This window comes from Dolichospermum flos-aquae CCAP 1403/13F, assembly GCF_012516395.1.
In the GTDB taxonomy this organism is placed as follows: Bacteria; Cyanobacteriota; Cyanobacteriia; order Cyanobacteriales; family Nostocaceae; genus Dolichospermum; species Dolichospermum lemmermannii.
The window spans coordinates 57,978-77,279 of sequence record NZ_CP051206.1 but is presented as its reverse complement, the minus strand read 5'-3'; the positions used below and the strand labels follow the sequence as shown (position 1 = coordinate 77,279).

Genomic DNA, 19,302 nt, shown 5'->3' with positions numbered 1-19,302 from the left:
GACTATTAACTATTTCGACCATTCATTATTAGAAAGTGTTTTTGCTAATACATATCTTTGTTTTTCTAATGGATTCACAAAAAAATGAATAATAACCACAGAAGCTAATATTGTTATTAGTGCAGATATTTTACCTAGCCAAGATTCTGATATACTACAATAGGGAATTATAATCTGTGAAATTTTAATAACTATTGTATGGATTAAATAGATTGGATATGACAAATTTCCAATGTATCTATCTAATTTATTATTAGCTGTTAGTTGAAATAATATAGGAATGATTGCCATCCAAATTAAGTAGGAAATTAAATAAGCATAATTCATCTTAATTATGCTCCCTAGTTGCTGGGTTGCAAATTTTGTGAGAAAGAAGAAAAGCAAAATAAAACCACAATAAAAAATATAGTATTTGTTACTAATCTGCAAGTTTATAGGCAATTTTTTGGTTAAATTAATTAACCAATTTGAATACAACCTAAAGCTGAGAATTCCCATTACAAATAAAGCGATCGCACATACAAAAAACCTATGAATCCAACCATTATACTTCACTCCAATCATTTCGTAAAAGAAAATACGGATTGTCAATGAAGATAGCAAGATTAAAAGTAATTTTTTGTTGGTAAATTTCACTATAACTGGAGCGAAAAAATAAAAAATTAATTCAACACTAATTGACCAAGCTGGTGGATCGAGTAGATATTTATAAAAAGGATATTGTCCCTCTGAAAGATCAATACTAAAATTTAATGCCGAAGGTAAATCATAGCTTAAAATAAAAACTAAATCCTGAAAAAAGATTGTTAAGTTAGAAAAGGTTGCAAATATCATTAAGAAAGTCGCATACAAGCTATTTTTTGCTACAGAGAAATTAATAAATGGCTCTAATTCTAACCATTCTCCCCACACAATGCCAAATATTAGACTCAGCGTTAAAATCATTCCACATATTAAGAAATAGGGAATAAAAATTCGGAGGAATCTGTTGAAGTAAAATTCCATTACATTAGAGTATTTTGGCAAAATCATAGCCATATAAAAACCAGAAATCATAAAAAATATTTCTACTGATTCTAAACCATCATGGACAAGCCACGGAAGTACAGAATTTGAGTGTTCTGCAATCACACATAATGCTAAATAAAACCTTAATATTCCCATGTCGTTTAATCTGTATTTTTTATTTTTTTAAACCCAGGAGATTGCTTATAAAATAGTTAAATTTTATTTCCGTCAGAGGATGCTTAAAAAATTTTTGGCGCATATAATAGAGCCTCCAGCACACTCCGTAAACGCTACTACATAAGTCCATGAGATATAATATCATTAAATAATGTGACTTTATCAGATGACTTAATGATAAAATATTCGTATAAAATTTTTATACCTAAAACAAAAATGAACCGAAAAATAAAACTGACCTATATCTTTACTCATCAAATCCGTTGGGTTCAGTTTGAGTGGGTTGCCCAATATACCGATAATTCTAAGTTTGACATTGATTATCTGATTTTAAATGAAGGTGATCCCATAGTTGATTTTTTACAACAGATGGAAATTCCTTATAAAACAACCTTTTACAACGATTATAGAAATACCCCTGAAGTTGTTAAATTTATTTATGATCATTTAGTAGAAAACAAAACAGACATAGTACATACCCATTGGTTTGCTGGCCATTTAGCAGGATTACAAGCTGCTTACTATGCCAAAGTTCCAGTCAGGGTTTATACGACAGAAAATACAGGTATAAAATGGACAAGACACGCTCGCAGTAAATATGAGTTAATTTGGCAATTTGCCACTAATGCGATCGCCGTTACAAATCAGGTAAAAGCGGGTATGATTGCCGATGGTGTGCCAGAAGATCAAATAACAGTCATTCCCAGTGGATTTGATCTCACACAGTATGAAAATATAGATCCCCAAAGAATTAAACAACTTCAAGACAAATATCTCAAAAATCACACTGGACCAGTTATTGGTGTATCGGCAAGGTATGTTAAATGGAAAGGAGTTGAATATATAATTGAAGCATTTAAAAAGGTACTAGAAACTCATCCTAATGCCCTTTTACTGTTATCAGGAACTCATACAGATACAAAGAATATACAAGAGCAATTCCAAAACATCACAAAAGATAGTACCAATAAACCTAACTATGCAGAGGCTTTGAGTGTAGTAGATAAATTGGCAGAATTACCTGCTGATAGCTATGTTGAAATCTATTTTGAAGAGGATCTTTTTGCCTTATTTCGTCTCTTTGATATCTTTGTTCATGTTTCTGATCCCATGATCGAAGCATTTGGACAATCTCCTATTGATGCAATGTTATCGGAAGTTCCTTCTGTGATTACAGCAACGGGTATTGCTCAGGATTTTGCGATCCACAAAGAACACGCTTGGATTGTTGATTATCAAAATAGTCAACAAATTGCTGAGGGAATTTTAACCTTATTAGAGGATAAGTCATTGAGGGAAAAAATCAAACAAAATGCTCTTATTTCTGCAAAAAATTATAGTATTCAAAATAAAATGCTCAAATTGGAAGAACTATATCTAAGAGGATGTTTTAAAAGTTCTTGATGATGTATCAAATATTTATTACCCCCCTTAATCCCCCCTTATCAAGGGGAGAAACAAGAAAATGAAAAAATGGCACAATGAACCACCAGATTGGAAACATCAGGAACAAACACTATCAGTCACTTCGGGACTGAAAACAGACTTTTGGCGCAAAACTCATTACGGTTTTATCCGTGATAACGGACACTTTTACTATCAAGAAGTCACAGGTAATTTTAGGGCTGATGTGAAAATTATCGGCAAGTATGAGGTGCTTTATGACCAAGCAGGATTAATGATCCGCGAAAACGATTTAACATGGTTAAAGTGTGGAATTGAATTTGTAAACGATGTACAATATGCCAGTGCTGTAGTTACACGGGATTATTCTGATTGGTCTGTAGTGCAGCTACCTCAAAACACAGCTTACTTGTGGCTAAGATTGGAACGATTTGAAGGTGCTGTGGAGGTGAAATATTCCCTTGACGGTGAACAATATACAATGCTCAGACTAGCGTATTTGAGTGAAGCACAAACTTTACAGGTTGGCCCTATGTGCGCATCACCTGAACGGGAAGGTTTTCAAGTAGTTTTTGAAGATTTCCAAATTACACCATTAATTGATGTATAACTCACTCTTTATCCGCTCCTTTACCTGTTTTTGCCAGATATATACCTTGTAAGATGAAACTAAGCGCTAAAAGGTTAACCAAACTTAGGCTTTCTGAAAAGATGAACCAAGCTAAAATTGCAGTCATGACTGGTTCAAGTAGCAGAAATATTGTCACAAAGGATGATGATAAATACTTGAGACTGTACACTACTAATCCATGTCCTAGAACTTCGCAAATAGCAGCTAGTCCAAATACCGTGAGCCAACCAAACCAGGAAATAGGAAAAATTTGGTCTTCAAAGGTTAGCACCACTGGGAGGATAAACAAAGTACCTAAAAAGCAGCGCCATACAAGTATATTTTGTACAGGTAATCTAGTTCGCAGTCGTTCGATCATCAGGAAACTAGCTGCATAAAACACAGACGATAACAAAGCAGCCGCGTCACCAATAATAGCTTTTTGGCTGATTACCAGATTTTCAGACCAGAAGAAGTCATCTAATCCTAAAGTAAATGCCCCCGCAAGGGCAATTACCATCCCAATCACGAATCTGCGGTTAAAAGTTTTACCTAATATCAACCAAGCCCCTAACGTGGTGAATAATGGGGGGAGATTCGACAGTACAGTAGCATTAGCAGCCGTGGTTTGAGTCAAAGACCAACTCCAGAGAACTCGACCCACGACATGAACAACAGCTACTGCGACTAAAAGTATGATGTCTCTTAATTGGTAGCTTTCTTTGGTTGTAGGCTCGTCATTTAAATTTTTCGCGCGTACGCGTAATTCATTGAATCCATTCCACAGCCCAAAGATAATCGTTGCTATCCACAAGCGATTAAATACTGTGGCGTTAGCACTAATTTCTCGAACCGATAGCTTGATTAAGATAGCTGTCCAGGACAGCGCAACTAGGGCAACAGATAATAAAATAAACGCTATCACATTTGGCGATGGCGTGGAATGTAGTGCCGGAGGCAATTGCTCTATATTTAGGTCTGTTGACTCCAGTTTCGTTGATTCGAGTTTATTTGTTGTCATGAACGCCAATTTATATTTTGTTAAGAAACGTATAGTCAATTTAGGCATCACCGTACCAATCTGGGGATTTTGGTAATTCCCCAGGTAGGATTATCAGGATTATTCCATTGAAAGCAGAATTATGCTAGTATTCAGGCTAAGTCTAGAAGAAAAAGATAAAAAAGTCGTTTCCATCAAAACACAAACTTGCTATCGAATCGCTCGTAAACATAAAGATATTGAATTATTAGACCTATCTTTAAAATAAATTATGTGGAAAAATAAAAGCTTTTCATCTTTTGTGGACAAGTCCATTCTCCATAGATGTTACCCAAACTCTTATAACTTTCATAAGTCCTAAATTCAAAATTTTTCCCGCTTTATGTCTAATCAAATTCATCTCCAAGTCAATGGAGAAACTCGCAATTGTTTATCCCCAACTGCTTTACCCGAATTACTCCAACAGTTGGGTTTTAATCTGCGCTTAATCGCAGTAGAATATAACGGTGAAATCTTACATCGTCAATTTTGGACTGAAACTCAAATCAAAAATGGCGATCGCTTAGAAGTAGTCACTATAGTTGGTGGTGGATAACATAAGAATCTAATAGCTCTACTCTCCGTTTCTGCATCTGGAGCGTGAGAAAAAACCTCTATTCCTCCTTCATAAACTCCAAATACCCTTTACTCAATTCCTCCACAGACAAATCATAAAATTGTTTACCATGTTCTGGGGTTGCTAAATCTGGATTTGAACCCATACGGCCATCTGGATAACGTAACCGAAAATCAACGGAACTATAAATTTTATGTCCACTAGCAACTTCTGAATCAAGATATGCTTTTTTAATTGCGTCTGGATAAACGTATTGGGTAACAGCTACTTCGCTAGGGGTAGCATGAGAACCTTCTTGATTACCATATAATTCTTTGGCAAGTTTGTACACAGAACCACCCATAAACCAATTAGCAACTTGACATTGCACCTTTGCGGAATTGGGAATTTGCAAATCTTCTAAATGAGCGTAAGTTTCCGAAAAAGCAGCTTTAAGAGTCGCAATATTTCCTCCATGTCCATTAATAAAATAGAACTTGGTAAAACCAGCTTTTACCAAACAAGTTAAATAATCTTTAACTACTAAAATTAAAGTGCTAGGACGTAAACTAATTGTTCCGGGAAAAGCAGTATGATGTAATGCCATACCCACATTAATAGTTGGTGCTACCATTGCTTGAGTTGCTTCCCCGACACCTTTTGATATGGATTCTGCACAAATTGCATCAGTCCCAATTAATCCCGTGGGTCCATGTTGTTCCGTTGAACCAATGGGTAAAATTATTCCTTGAGATTGTTGCAGATAAGTTTCAACTTCCGGCCAAGTGCTTAAATGTAAGAGCATTTTTTATTAAAAATTAAGAACTTTACAACCAATTATCAAAATAACTAGATCCCCGACTTCTGAGCTAAATTTATAATATGATTATAAAATAAAAAAGAAGTCGGGGATCTTTATTTGTAAATTATCCAACTATTTCCCACCAACCGAAAGCAGGACCGATAAAACGGATGATTACCCACGCGACAACCATACTACCAATACCAATCCATGCACCACGAGTGGTGATAGCCACAAATTGTGAAGCTTGGGTTTTATTGATGGGAACCCAAGGTAAGATTCTAGTAGTGTCTTGTCCGTATTCTTCACCTAGGGAGTGTTTACGGCGTTTTGCTTCACCCATAATTTAATAATTTAGTTTCTTTTTGAGTTCAATTTAAATTTTAATAGAAATTCGTCATGGAAATTAATTAAGCAGAATCATCTTCATTATTCGCAGAAAACAAACTAGGATCGAGATAGTTTAACCGGGCTAGGGGACTAAGTGCAGAGAGGATTTGCACGCCATAGCTGCGGTTAACGACACGACTATCTAGTAAAGCTACTATACCTTGATTTTCGCGGACAGGTGCGATCGCTCTTTGTAATTCATTCATAGCTGTGGGTAATAAATATAGTCGAAACCAGTCTTGGTGCGATCGCTTATAATGAGCTACTCTACCAGCTACCAAAGGATTTTCCAAAGATGGTAAAGGTAAAGTTGCAATAATTAACAATCTGGGTGATGGTAAAACACTTTGATTTTCGCGCCAAAATTCCCAACCAGTAATTAAAATCCCATTTTCATCTAAACAAGTTTTTTCCACCTGCACCCGTGAACCAAATTCAGAAGCCAAAATTGTCCCCACTCTGGCTTTTAGCGGTACATCCCCAATTAATATTACCGTCATTCCTGGTGCAGTTGCACTCAAACATACCAAAGTGCGAACTTGATGAATTAATGCTTGTTGAAATTCCGGTGTATTTGGTAAAGGCAACTTATAAGGAATATAAAGTTGAATTGCTTCCCCTTGACTATCAGCAGCAAATTTCAAGCAAGTAACATCCTCTAAACCCAAACGTTGATGGAAAAGAGGTGCTTCCGCTTGCGGTTCTAAAGCACTACCAATTAATACTACAGGTTGACGTTGCCAAATTGGGGCGAGGATTTTACCCAATTCAATTGGAGCATAATATAAAGAAAATAAACCTTGACGACGGGAAATTGTTGACCAAAATAAAGTAGGGGAAGAAGAATTTTCTAAACTTGGGAATTGTTGCCAAAAATTTCGCCAAACATTTGGAAGATTGTTTTTATCTAAAGCTAAATATAACTCTTGTAAAATCTCAATTTCTGGTTGAGAAATCAGATAACAGGAATAGGGATTTTCTGGATGCTGAAATAATTTATATGTTAGTTCTACCCTAACTTCCCGAATTAAATCTGCTTGATAGGGATAAGCCAGCATTAATTGATCCCAATCATGGGGTTCAATGCTTTGAGTCAGTTGAGAACGTACCCAATCTTCTAAATCGTCAACACCATCAATAATTGTGGGAATATTCGCAGGAAATGGATTGTTATCAGCCAATTGCCCTTTTAACCAAGCTTCAGGGGAAGTCAACAGCAAACCCTGAAAATCAGGACTTGGCCAAGTGTCACCGGTTCTAATGGGTTTATTCGCTGGTAGCCACTGCTGGAGTCGGGGAATTTCTACCTTTAATAAACGTTGCTGGACAGTTTCGGAAGCGACAATAATTATAGAACCATGCCACATTAAAGCAGAAGCGATAAAACTGGTGCGATATCGCCCTTGATGTCCACAAACCGCCCCTACTTGGATTAAGGCACTACGTCCCAACCGTAAAGCACGTGCCACTAACCTAGCCATCGTTAAATGATGAGGCCAGGAAGGAAACCCGTCCTGCGATCGCAGGAAGTTATGTAATGATAAATGAACTTCAGCTTCAATCACGTGCTTTTAATTCCATAAAAATTGTTCGTTGTCAGTTGTTCGTTGTCCGTTGTCAGTAGGGGCGAAGCATTTGGAAGATAAATTATCGGTCATTGCCAAAAATAGTTCTCCAAATGCTTCGCCCGTACAGTTGTTCGTTGTCCGTTGTCCGTTGTTCGTTGTTTTACCACTGACCAATCACCAATCACCAATCACCAATCACCAATCTCCTAAATTATGCCAACTTACCCAGGAATTTCCAGCGAAGCCTTCAGACATCCATTAGACCGTCAAGCAGAACAAGCTTTACGCAATTTACCCGGCTTTGATTTAATCGCCCGTAAATTTGTAGAATTTGTCTATGAACGCCCCCAATTTGTCTATTTAATGGGTAACTCCATTCAAGTCGGACCGCGGCAATATTCCACGATTTACCAGATATTCCGGGAATGTGTCCGAGATTTGGACATCAGCGGTGAACCGGGATTGTTTATTGCTCAAGATGCCCAAGTTAATAGTTATGCTTTAGGACAAGAACATCCTTATATAGTCGTCAACACTGGGTTACTGGAGTTACTCAATGAAGCCGAACTACGGACGGTCTTAGCGCATGAACTGGGACATATTAAATGTGGTCATACCATTTTAATTCAAATGGCGATGTGGGCGATGAATGCCGCTTCCGTCATTGGTGAACTAACATTCGGTTTAGGTAATTTTGTCAGTCAAGCCTTGATTTATGCCTTTTTTGAGTGGCGACGCAAAGCTGAGTTATCAGCAGATAGAGCGGCTTTATTAGTGATGGATGATTTAAACCCAGTCATGTCATCCATGATGAAACTGTCTGGAGGTAGTAACAAATATGCCCATGAATGTAGTTTACAAGAGTTTATTCAGCAGTCGGAAAAATATCAGGCACTAGATGATGATGGGCTGAATCAAGTATATAAGTTTCTATTATACAATGGCGCACAAGGAATGATGCTGAGTCATCCTTTTCCTGTGGAACGGTTGCATTATTTACGCAGTTGGGCGGTATCAGAAGAATACCAGGAAATTAAAAGGGGTAATTATCAGCGTTCTGCTGATGGTTCGGTTGATGTGACACCGGAAACACCTGATCATGAAGCGGAAAAACTCAGAAAAGAAATTGAAAAATTACAAGCAGAAATTAACAAAATGAGAAAATAAACTACAAGATCCAAACTACCAGATCCCCGACTTCTTCAAGAAGTCGGGGATCTGAAAATCTGAATTTAATCAACTTTCAGTTTCGCAATCAGGAACACCTTCTCTAAATACTCGACTAGCGAGAATATCTACTGCTTCAATGGTAATTAAATCCTGCTTATTTAACAGTTTACCACTACTTAATAACCGATTTGCTTGACGTAAACGCGCTCTATCTATAGCATTACGCACACTTCTAGCATTGGCAAAATAGGGCATGGTCTGTACTGGTAACAAAGATAGTAATATTTCTCTAACAGCATTCTCCGTAAGTATTCCATAGCGGTTATTTAATAACATTCTATGTATACTCCAAACTATTGAAAACCATAAGGTTATTATTTTTTCTGATTTTACAAACCTAATTATGATTAACGGTTAGAATTAGTCATCCTATCAAAGACTAATTTAGACATTTGTGGAAAAATTGTTTTACTTTTACCATAAGCAGGATCATCCCCAAATATTGCGAGGATATAACGAGTTTTCCCATCTGATGTAGCTATATAAGCTACTTCCTGTCGGGAACTGGTAGTCCAACCTGCTTTGGATGCAAATTGCACTTTTTCGTCAGCTATACCTTCACCTAAAAAATTCTCTACTGGATTAAATTCATCTAGATTTGGTGGATCAAATTTCCAAGCTTCTCGACGTAAATCTCTTATGAGTAAATTTAGCATTCTTTGGCTATATTCTGGTGCTACTGCTTGTTGAGTAGCAATCTCATACATTAGTCTAGCTGCATGATATGTTGTAATTTTATTACGAATTGGTTTTTGAGGATTATCTCCTCGGATTTGTAAATCTGTACCTTGAGGTTCATTAATTTTTAAGTCAGGGATAGGAAATGTTTTTTGACTAATATTAATATCTTGATAGTTAGCATTTTGGAAAAATCTATTAATGCTTTGACGTTGTTTTTTCCATTGTGTAAATCCTTCTTTGTTTAGTTTATTTTGTAAAGACTGAGCGTGAGTAATCGTATCTACAATCTGACTGGCTGCATTATTATCTGATTTAAGAATCATTTTTTGCAAATCAGAATTAATATTATTATCTAATTGAATCAATTCTCGACTAATTTGAGCTTCTAGATTTACCATCCAAAATAATTTTACTACACTAGCAGGATAACGAAGTGTTTTTTGTTTATACCCGGAAATACTTTGTTTGTTTACATCTATTAAACTAATTGATAAATTTTCGACTGGTAAATTTTTACTTTTTGCTAATTTGGTTAATTCTTGAGTTATTTGATTTAATTGTTCGCTATCTTTAAAACTAGGAGGATTGATTACATTATAAACAAGTTCTGGAGGATTATTTACAGATAAATCATAACTTTGATGAATTGGTGTTTGTATTATAGGATTACTGTTAACTGGAATATTTGGTGGTGTTAATGGTGAAGATAAATTTAATTGTGAACTAGCTGATGTCTGATTTTTAGATTGTTGATGAAATGATTGTTTAATATTTTTTCGATTTTGATTATTGAATAATGTACCAACTCCAAATAATAGAAGTATTGACATTATTACTAAAGAGGTAAGTCCGTAAAATTGCCAATCTGATAATTCTGAAACCCGATATTTACGGATAATTCTTCTATTAACTGATGATTTAATCTGTTTTTGTCCAGGTTCTAAAGATTGATTGTTTCTTGATTGTGATTTTTGGTGAAATTGATGTATTTCTATTTCTAAAGCATTGATATTTTTTTGAAAATCAATATTTTGCTTTTGTAAATTTGCAATTATTTGATTAGCATTATTTAATCTTGCTTCTAGTTCAGCAATTTTTTGATCGTGATTATTTGAATTTCCTTGTGATTGTTGTTCCATAAAAATACACCTTGCAAAAATACTTGTTAATTCGATGTTGATAACTTATTACGATATAGCAGGAAAATAAGTTTCATTTGTTTTAAAATCTACTCCTGCAAGATTATTGACCTTTCATGAATGTAGTCAGGACATTTTATTTATAATTATAGATTTTGATATCACCATTCTCATATTGTAAATCGTAACTCGTAGTTGATGTAAAAAGACCTGATTGACTCTTATCTACATTTCCATTTTTATTATATAATGTACGTTGTTCTGTAACTACAACTATTATTGTGGCATTATTTCCACTAGAAACAAAATTTCTGACAGATTGAATTTTTTGTACACCATATACCCAGTAAGCTCTATTTCTTATTAACCAATCTACAGAACTTAGACAATCATCTTCATTATTACTTCTAGCAAGACAAGCATCAGGATTATCTGTTTTATTAATAAACTTTGTATATACTGGACCAGTCAAAAGTTGAGATCCTAATTGTTTATTATAAGGAGGAGAAAATATTTGTCTTTTAGCGGCTAACCATGTTTCTAACAGTTGTATTGCTGCTTGTTGTGAAATCAAAGTTGTTGTAGTTTGTGGTTGTATAGGTTCTGAAATTGATGTAGTTGGTTGAGTAGTAGGATATGAATATGATGATGTGGTTGGCTGATTAGTAGGATATGAATATGATGATGTGGTTGGCTGATTAGTAGGATATGGTGATGATATATTTGACTGTATTGAAGATGTAGTTGGTTGGGAAGAGTTGTCAATAACTGCTGTAGTTTCTTTTGGTTTATTAATTATTCCTAATACCCATAAACCACCTACAAGAAATGATCCTATTACACTACCAATAATTACAGCTTGTTGCCAAGTTCCTAACCCATTATTAGAGGAAACTGGATATTGAGTTTGTGGATATGGTTGATAGGATGGTTGTGAGGTTGGGAAAGGTGTTACTGGTGCAGCAATGACTGTGGGGGTGGTGGATTGGGCAATGGGGACAAAAGCAGGTACAACGGGATTTGAGAGAGTTTGTAAAGCGGTCAACATTTCTCTAGTATTGAGATAGCGATCGCGTGGATGATAAGCTACAGCTTTATCTAAAATATCCCCAAAACCAACATTCAAATAGGGTGCAAAATGTCGCCACAAAATGTTACCCATAGTTGGTTCAGTTGGTAAATCTTGAGGTATTTTCCCTGTTAATAAATAAATCGCTGTTAATCCTAAACTAAATAAATCACTAGAAAATAGTGGTCTTCCCGCTATTTGTTCCATCGGCATAAATCCTGGTGTCCCAATCACAATAGACTGACTAGAATTACCAGAAGGACTCATTTCTGTATTCATCGTCACCTTCACAGCCCCAAAATCTATTAATACTGGTTTGCTATCAGAAAAACGCAAAATAATATTATCTGGTTTAATGTCTCGATGGACTATACCTTTGCTGTGAACATATTCGAGAACTTGCAAGATATTAATTAAAATTTCCTTAACTGTAACTTCATTAAATACTCCCTGTTGTTGTAATTTTTCGCTGAGAGTTTGTCCTTCAATATATTCTTGAACTAAATAAAATTCCCCACCTTCAGAAAAATAAGCATATAACCGGGGAATTTGACTATGGCGATCGCCCAATTCTTCTAAAATAGATGCTTCTTTCTGAAACCTTTCCTGCACCAATTGGTATAGCTGGGGATTATTAATCACTGGAATGAGTTGTTTAATCACACACCGCTTACCCGAAGGCATTTGGGTATCTTCAGCTAAAAATGTTTTGCCAAACCCCCCACTACCCAGTACCCGCAATACCTGATAACGATTGTTCAATAGTGTCAGTGTCATAAAACTTTACTTTTTGTTGACGTTTTCGCTGATTTAGGTAAAATTTTCTTGGATTTTCCATATATTATCACCTTTTATCCGTAAAATGTTTTCAATATTTGCTAACAATACTGCAAATTAAATTACTTTTTATCACAGCCAGTCTATGTCATACCAACCAGGACAGCATCCCACCGTTTTAGGTATAGATCCCTATCTTGAGTTAAACAATCAAGGTAAAACTTTACACTTGAAATTACATAAGCCACAGCACATTTTAGGACGTGAACCCAATGTTGCTGATTTAGTCGTTCCCCAAGACTGGGAACTGGTTTCTCGTATCCAAGCTGTGTTACGTAAGGAGGGTACAGAATACCGCATTTATGATGGTAATGGTCAAGAACCTAGTAGCAATAAGTTGTATATTAATCATTCTTTGATTACTGCTACTCAAGGTTATTTGTTAACCAATGGTGTGGAAATTCATATTTCTCAAAATTCTCATCAACTAATTCAAATTAAATACTTTAATCCTGCCACCTCTAATTCTCTCAATCCACCAACAAAAAAGTCAATTTCTTTAAAACAAAAATCAGTTTTAATTGGACGGGATTCTACCGCAAATTTATATTTGGATGCTCCGACAATTTCCCGTCGTCATGCTACCATTGATAGTGATCATCACGGGCGTTACATTTTACAAAATTTTGGCCCTAATGGAGTTTTTATTAATGGACAACAAATAAGTGATAAAGCCATTTTAACTAATAGATCAAAGATTCATATTGGACCCTATATTTTAGTTTTACGTGATGATAATTTAGAGATTTTAGATCAAGGTACTCACATTAGACTGGAAGCACAAAATTTAATTTTAGAAACTAATGGTAAAGTAAGAATAGATGATTTATCTTTTGCTATTGAACCGGGACAATTTGTAGCTTTAGTGGGGGGAAGTGGCGCAGGTAAATCTACTTTAATGCGAACTCTTTTAGGTATTGAAAAAACCACTAAAGGCATAGTTTATCTAAATGGAGAAGATTTACAGAAAAACTTTAATTTGTATCGAACTCAAATTGGTTATGTTCCCCAAGATGATATTATTCATCGAGAATTAACTGTTGCAGAAGTTCTCACTTATGCTGCTAAATTACGTTTACCTCCTGATAGTAATTTACAACAAGTTGTCGAACAGGCATTAGCAGCAATTAAAATGAGTCATCGTCGTCAAGCTTTAATTAGTGATCTGAGTGGTGGACAAAGAAAACGAGTTTCTATTGGTGTAGAATTATTAGCTGATCCAAAATTATTCTTTTTAGATGAACCCACTTCAGGACTTGATCCAGGTTTAGATAAACAGATGATGCAGTTATTGAAAGAATTAGCACATCAAGGGGGAAGAACAGTTATTTTAGTGACTCATGCAACGGCAAATATTACAGAGTGTGACAGAATTGTATTTTTAGGAATAGGTGGAAAACTTTGTTATTTTGGAACTCCTGACGATGCTTTGCAATTTTTCCAAGTTCAGGATTTTGCTGATATTTATATTAAATTAGAAGAGGAAAAAGAGGCAATTAAATATGTTAATAAATTCCGTCAATCTAGTTATTATCAGGTTTATGTTGCTAATCAATTAAATTCAAGAATTAAACCAGAAACAACTGCTATACCTGCAAAACCTAAAGGTGTTTTATTTTGGCAACAATTGCTTTTATTAACACACCGTTCTGGTCAATTAATTATCCGGGATAAAATTAATCTTGCATTATCTCTTTTAACTGCACCTATTGGGATTAGTCTCATCACTTTAGCAATGAAAGATAAAGTACCTTTTGTATTAGGAAATGAACCAGATCCAGCTTTACCTTCTCTAGCTTTACGGGTTTTATTTGTATTTACCTGTGCTGGTTTATGGGTAGGATTTTCTAGTTCTTTACAAGAAATTGTGAAAGAATCGGCAATTTATTTAAGAGAAAGATTAGTGAATTTAGGATTATTTGCTTATCTAGGTTCTAAGATTACAATTTTATCAGGTTTAGCACTAGCGCAAACTTTATTAATTTTAATTATAATTCTCATTGGTTTCAAATCTCCCAACCCAGAACTAATTTCTTGGAATATGGGATTATTAATTACCAGTTTTCTGACTTTATTTGCTAGTTTTAGTTTAGGGTTACTTGTTTCTGCAATTGTCAAAAATAGTAGTCAAGCAAATAGCACTTTGCCATTACTGATTTTACCACAAATCATTTTTTCTGGAGTATTGTTTAAAACTGAAGGTGTTGTGAGTAAAATCTTATCATGGTTAATGATTAGTCGTTGGTCAGTTGGTGCTTATGGAACAATATTAAATGTTAATGCTTTAATTCCTAAAGAACATAAATTCCCTGGTGCATTTGAAGCCACATCTGTATATGATCCAACTTGGGGAAATTTAAGTTTAAATTGGGGAATTTTGTTGTTACACGCTACGGTTTATTTGTTAATAACTTTTGGTGTGCAAAAACGGAAAGATATTTTTTAATTATCTCCTTGGTGGACAATGCCCACCTTGATAATAACTAATTAGCAACTTCAGCCATTTCAATGACACGCCCTTCATAATCCTTAACTAAAAAATTCAAAGGCTTTTGGTTGCGAATTTTGAACTTTAAACCCGTCCTGCGATCGCAGGAAGTTATGTAATGATAAATGAACTTCAGCTTCAATCACGCGATTTTAATTCCATAACAAGTTGTTCGTTGTCAGTTGTCAGTTGTTTTATCTTTACCACTAACCAATCCCCAATCCCCAATTACCAAATTAATCAACTTTCAGTTTCGCAATCAGGAACACCTTCTCTAAATACTCGACTAGCGAGAATATCTGCTGCTTCAATGGTAATTAAATCCTGCTTATTTAACAGTTTACCACTACTTAATAACCGATTTGCTTGACGTAAACGCGCTCTATCTATAGCATTACGCACACTTCTAGCATTGGCAAAATGGGGCATCGTCTTCCGTTTAATTAAATATTCGCGGAAGGCTTTTTCAGCCTCTGGACTAAAACAATAGTTTTGGGCTGTGACTATAGATTGAGCAATAGTCATTAAACTCTCAACACCATAATCGTTAAATTCAATATGTAATCCAATGCGGGAATTCATCCCTGGATTACTATGAAAAAATCTGTCCATATGGTCTTTATAACCAGCAAGAATAACGACCAAATCATCTCTTTGGTTTTCCATGACCTGCATGAGAATTTCTATGGCTTCTAAACCAAAATCCCCAGGATAATCTGGACGGTATAAAGTATAGGCTTCGTCAACTAATAAAACTCCGCCCATGGCATTATTTAATACTTCCCTGGTTTTGGGCGCTGTTTGTCCCATACCTTGACCAACTAAATCATCTCGCGTCACCAACATGACATTTTCTTTACGGATATATTCCAGCCGGTAGAGGATTTCTGCCATTCGCATGGCTACAGTGGTTTTACCCATGCCAGGATTACCTAAAAATGTCATGTGCAAACTGGGCGCACCTGCATTTAAGCCTAAGCTTTTACGAATACGGTCAACCAATAACAAAGCCGCCATTTCTCTAATTTTGTTTTTGACGGACTTTAACCCGACTAACTCCTGGTCTAACTTATCCAAAATTTCTTGTATATGAGACCCTTGGAAAGCTGCTTCTAAATCAATTCCGTCATTGTGATCTATTTGTTTTTCTAATATCTGTTCGGTCATGACTATCACCTTTGCTTATGATTTTGATGATAGCCTGGAGTTGGTAAATATAAAAGAACATAATCTTTATAGGTCTGATATATTTTTCTTACTTATCAATTAGTAGGGGCGAAGCATTCGGACAGAAAATCAATGGTTTGAACGATAGGTTATCGCCCGAATGCTTCGCCCTTACGGACAGAAAATCAATGGTTTGAACGATAGGTTATCGCCCGAATGCTTCGCCCTTACGGTGTTCTAGACTAGGAACGAGAGAATGCTATCTTATGGAAACATGATCTTCTTCACGCACTTCTAAATGGGGAGCATGATGAACAGGTTGCAAACGTTGACGAATTTTGCCAATGATGATATAGAGAATTGGCACAATAAACAAACTCAAGAAAGTCGCTACAAACATTCCCCCAAATACAGCAGTACCTAAAGATTGACGACTTGCTGCACCTGCACCTGTAGCAGTTGCTAGGGGAAAAATTCCCAACAAAGTCGAAAAAGCAGTCATGAGAATGGGACGTAACCGACCTTGTGCTGCTTCTACTGCTGCTTTGGTAATTGATAAACCTTGCTGTTCTTGCAACTGGTTAGCAAATTCGACAATTAAAATTGCATTTTTACTGGCTAAACCAATTAACATGACTAACCCAACTTGGCAAAATACATCATTATTTAAACCTCTTAATGATTGTGATGCTAAAGCTCCCATAATAGCTAAAGGAACAGCCAGCATAATAATTAAAGGATCAACATAATTTTCATATTGAGCAGCTAATACTAAAAAGACGAAAAGTAAACCTAAACCAAAAATGATTGGTGCTTGTCCACCGGATTCTTTTTCCTGAGCAGCAATACCCGACCATTCATATCCCATGCTTGTGGGTAACATCTTTTTAGCTAGTTGTTCCATAGCTAAAGTTGCTTGTCCAGAACTAGTACCAGGAGCAGCAGAACCGTTAATTTCAATGGAACGCAATAAGTTATAATGATTAATAGTTTGCGCTCCTGTTGTTGGCGTTAATTTCACTAAACTACTCAAAGGAATCATCTGATTAGTCTGAGAACGCACATTTAATAAACCAATATCATCAGGATTGGAACGAAACTGAGCATCTGCTTGGATGTATACCCGATATGTGCGGGAAAGAAAATTAAAATCATTAACATATCGTGAACCCAAATAAGTTTGCAGGGTTTTAAAAATATCGTCAATGGAAACTTGCAGAGATTTCGCTTTGTTACGGTCAAATTCAATTAAGATTTGCGGTGTATTGGCGGTAAAGGTGCTAAATACAGCTTGCAGTCCGGGGGTTTGATTTCCCTGCATCATGAACTGACGCCCCAAATAGCTCTTCCATGGAGACTGAAGCCGCTTGACGGGGTGACATTCCTTGGTCTTGAATTAAGCGGGAGATATTTTCCACGACAATAATCGCGTCATCAACTACCATGCCGGTTGCGAGGGTTAAACCAAACATGGTTAAGGTGTTGACGGAAAAACCAAAGGCTTTGACGAAGGCAAACGTCCCCACTAAGGACAGAGGAATGGTGATCACAGGAATTAACGTAGTCCGCCAATCTTGTAGGAAAATAAAGATAACGAGAATTACCAGAGCGATCGCCTCTAAAAGAGTTTTTACCACTTCTGCCAAAGATTCTTCTACAATCGTAGTGGTGTCAAATGCCACTTGATATTTCATCCCTGGCGGAAAGCTTTGCGACAATTGCGCTATTTCCTTTTTGACTAAATTAGCCACGTCCAAAACATTACTTCCTGGTGCCGGAAATATCCCCAAACCCACACCCTCATTCCCCTTAAACCGCAGAAATGAGCTATAGTTTTGCGCCCCCAATTCCGCCCTTCCCACATCTTTTAACTTAATCAAACTACCGTCACCAGCAGTTTTAATGACCACATTGTCAAATTCCTCAACTTCCGTCAGCCTACTAACTGCCCTCAAGTCAATTTGATACATTTGACCATCTACGGCTGGCTGTTGTCCAAGTTGTCCCGCACCTACTTGTAGGTTTTGTTCATTCAGGGCATCAATAACATCACCAGTAGTTAAATTCCGACTAGCCAATTTATTTGGGTCAAGCCATAGGCGCATTGCATAGCGGCGTTCCCCAAAAATCCGCGCCTCACTGACACCTTTAATCCGCTTGAGGGCATCTACTAAATATAAATCTGCATAATTACTTAAAAAGACATTATTTAAGGCTTTATTATCACTAAACAAACCGATTGCTAACAGAATATTGTTAGACTGTTTACTCACAGTCACTCCTGTTTGCTTCACCGATTCTGGTAACTGCGGTTGAGCGGAAGTAACACGGTTTTGCACATCAACGGCAGCAATATCCTTGTCCCGCGAAGCATCAAATGTGACAGTAATCGTACTACTGCCATCATTACTACTACTCGAAGTCATGTATTTAATGCCTTCGACACCGTTAATTTGTCGCTCTAAAATCGTTGTTACGGTACTTTCAACAATTTCCGCACTAGCACCAACATAATTAGAATTGACGATAATCTGCGTGGGACTAATTTCTGGATACTGGGCTGTAGGCAATGTGGGAATACTGATTGCACCAACAAGTAAAATGATAATAGCGCAGACGCTGGTAAATACAGGTCGTTTAATAAGTATTCACAAAATCGCCTACTTTAACGGGAATATCACCAACAACAGTGCGGCTAATACCAACCGCAGCCACCGATTTGACTTGGGAGGTGAGGGAGAAATGTCTTTAATATCGGTTTGAGGTTCAGGTAATGACATGACTGATAACAAGTTGACGGAATGAATAGTTAAAAATCTATGTGTATGATATGAATTTTGAAACTTCTAATTTATGATGAACTGGCAAAAATATGTATTATTTAATTTAAATATACAGGCTTTACATTTTTTTACAATCTATCGGCAAAATAATTATCTTGATGATCAATTTCTGAATTTAGTCATAGAGAAAACATTATCTGTTTTAGCTCACCTCGAATATAGAAACAGCCTGATTTCCTTGTCGCTGTCTTGAACTCAGGATTTATGCCATTTAACAACTAGTAACTTTGTTCTATTGAATAAGTGCTGATCAATGTTTGTTTCTCTTTGGCAAGTCGTACCCAGAAATAGGAA

Annotated in this window: 17 protein-coding genes and 2 pseudogenes; 8 read left to right on the top strand and 11 right to left on the bottom strand. The window is 36.1% G+C overall.

Annotation, left to right across the window (positions count from 1 at the left end; genetic code table 11):
* Positions 1–9: 9 nt before the first annotated feature.
* The gene (locus HGD76_RS00435; RefSeq protein ID WP_325064822.1) at positions 10–1,164 is read right to left on the bottom strand and encodes an acyltransferase family protein; all 1,155 of its coding nucleotides are present in this window, start codon (positions 1,162–1,164) and stop codon (positions 10–12) included.
* Between the two features lie 237 nt (positions 1,165–1,401).
* Here HGD76_RS00435 and HGD76_RS24750 point away from each other — a divergent pair, with 237 nt between their 5' ends.
* Both HGD76_RS24750 and HGD76_RS00425 read left to right on the top strand, forming a co-directional pair.
* Positions 1,402–2,589 carry a glycosyltransferase family 4 protein gene (locus tag HGD76_RS24750; protein WP_053540366.1) on the top strand — a complete coding sequence of 396 codons (1,188 nt, stop codon included), beginning with the start codon at positions 1,402–1,404 and terminating at the stop codon, positions 2,587–2,589.
* A 61-nt stretch (positions 2,590–2,650) separates the two neighbouring features.
* Complete coding sequence (locus HGD76_RS00425; protein WP_168694607.1) at positions 2,651–3,199, top strand: DUF1349 domain-containing protein; 549 nt, start codon at positions 2,651–2,653, stop codon at positions 3,197–3,199.
* A gap of 1 nt (position 3,200) precedes the next feature.
* On the opposite strand, the gene HGD76_RS00420 is transcribed toward HGD76_RS00425, so the two are convergent.
* Entirely contained in the window at positions 3,201–4,220 is a 1,020-nt protein-coding gene (locus HGD76_RS00420) for a DMT family transporter (protein WP_168694605.1), read from the bottom strand.
* 121 nt (positions 4,221–4,341) lie between these two features.
* Between HGD76_RS00420 and HGD76_RS25735 the strand changes: the two genes are divergently transcribed.
* Positions 4,342–4,467, top strand: coding sequence for a hypothetical protein (locus tag HGD76_RS25735; RefSeq protein ID WP_267904308.1), 126 nt, complete (start codon positions 4,342–4,344; stop codon positions 4,465–4,467).
* 114 nt (positions 4,468–4,581) lie between these two features.
* The gene (gene thiS / locus HGD76_RS00415; protein ID WP_015079264.1) at positions 4,582–4,794 is read left to right on the top strand and encodes a sulfur carrier protein ThiS; all 213 of its coding nucleotides are present in this window, start codon (positions 4,582–4,584) and stop codon (positions 4,792–4,794) included.
* Positions 4,795–4,852: 58 nt separating this feature from the next.
* Here thiS and HGD76_RS00410 read toward each other — a convergent pair whose 3' ends face one another.
* The 3 genes from HGD76_RS00410 to HGD76_RS00400 form a co-directional block, all read right to left on the bottom strand.
* Positions 4,853–5,599 (bottom strand): creatininase family protein, encoded by a 747-nt coding sequence (locus tag HGD76_RS00410; protein WP_168694603.1) that lies wholly within the window; start codon positions 5,597–5,599, stop codon positions 4,853–4,855.
* Positions 5,600–5,720: 121 nt separating this feature from the next.
* On the bottom strand, positions 5,721–5,939 hold the full coding sequence (locus HGD76_RS00405; protein WP_041457777.1) for a DUF2839 domain-containing protein: 219 nt from the start codon (positions 5,937–5,939) through the stop codon (positions 5,721–5,723).
* A gap of 67 nt (positions 5,940–6,006) precedes the next feature.
* Positions 6,007–7,551, bottom strand: a complete 1,545-nt coding sequence (locus HGD76_RS00400) for a helicase C-terminal domain-containing protein (RefSeq protein WP_168694601.1) — start codon at positions 7,549–7,551, stop codon at positions 6,007–6,009.
* Positions 7,552–7,579: 28 nt separating this feature from the next.
* Between HGD76_RS00400 and HGD76_RS00395 the strand changes: the two genes are divergently transcribed.
* Positions 7,580–7,816 carry a hypothetical protein gene (locus HGD76_RS00395; protein WP_168694524.1) on the top strand — a complete coding sequence of 79 codons (237 nt, stop codon included), beginning with the start codon at positions 7,580–7,582 and terminating at the stop codon, positions 7,814–7,816.
* Positions 7,768–8,721, top strand: coding sequence for a M48 family metallopeptidase (locus HGD76_RS00390; RefSeq protein WP_168694600.1), 954 nt, complete (start codon positions 7,768–7,770; stop codon positions 8,719–8,721). Before HGD76_RS00395 ends, HGD76_RS00390 begins: the two co-directional genes overlap by 49 nt.
* Before the next feature lie 69 nt (positions 8,722–8,790).
* Here HGD76_RS00390 and HGD76_RS00385 read toward each other — a convergent pair whose 3' ends face one another.
* From HGD76_RS00385 to HGD76_RS00375, 3 genes are all read right to left on the bottom strand, one after another.
* Positions 8,791–9,060, bottom strand: a complete 270-nt coding sequence (locus HGD76_RS00385; RefSeq protein ID WP_233466988.1) for a hypothetical protein — start codon at positions 9,058–9,060, stop codon at positions 8,791–8,793.
* Positions 9,061–9,131: 71 nt separating this feature from the next.
* A complete protein-coding gene (locus tag HGD76_RS00380) occupies positions 9,132–10,604 on the bottom strand; it encodes a serine hydrolase (RefSeq protein ID WP_168694599.1) in 1,473 nt (490 codons plus the stop codon).
* Between the two features lie 136 nt (positions 10,605–10,740).
* Positions 10,741–12,450, bottom strand: coding sequence for a protein kinase domain-containing protein (locus HGD76_RS00375; protein WP_168694597.1), 1,710 nt, complete (start codon positions 12,448–12,450; stop codon positions 10,741–10,743).
* Positions 12,451–12,595: 145 nt separating this feature from the next.
* On the opposite strand from HGD76_RS00375, the gene HGD76_RS00370 reads away from it, so the two are divergent.
* Positions 12,596–14,956, top strand: a complete 2,361-nt coding sequence (locus HGD76_RS00370; RefSeq protein ID WP_168694596.1) for an ATP-binding cassette domain-containing protein — start codon at positions 12,596–12,598, stop codon at positions 14,954–14,956.
* A 37-nt stretch (positions 14,957–14,993) separates the two neighbouring features.
* Here the strand turns inward: HGD76_RS00370 and HGD76_RS25060 are convergent.
* The 3 genes and pseudogenes from HGD76_RS25060 to HGD76_RS00355 all read right to left on the bottom strand — a co-directional run.
* Positions 14,994–15,089 (bottom strand): annotated as a pseudogene (locus HGD76_RS25060) (glyoxalase-like domain protein); the annotation flags it as partial.
* A gap of 149 nt (positions 15,090–15,238) precedes the next feature.
* Positions 15,239–16,165, bottom strand: coding sequence for an AAA family ATPase (locus HGD76_RS00360; protein WP_168694595.1), 927 nt, complete (start codon positions 16,163–16,165; stop codon positions 15,239–15,241).
* A gap of 259 nt (positions 16,166–16,424) precedes the next feature.
* Positions 16,425–18,813 (bottom strand): annotated as a pseudogene (locus HGD76_RS00355) (efflux RND transporter permease subunit).
* Between HGD76_RS00355 and HGD76_RS00350 the strand changes: the two are divergent.
* The gene (locus HGD76_RS00350) at positions 18,767–18,928 is read left to right on the top strand and encodes a hypothetical protein (protein WP_168204478.1); all 162 of its coding nucleotides are present in this window, start codon (positions 18,767–18,769) and stop codon (positions 18,926–18,928) included. The pseudogene HGD76_RS00355 and the gene HGD76_RS00350 overlap by 47 nt on opposite strands.
* Positions 18,929–19,302: the final 374 nt, after the last annotated feature.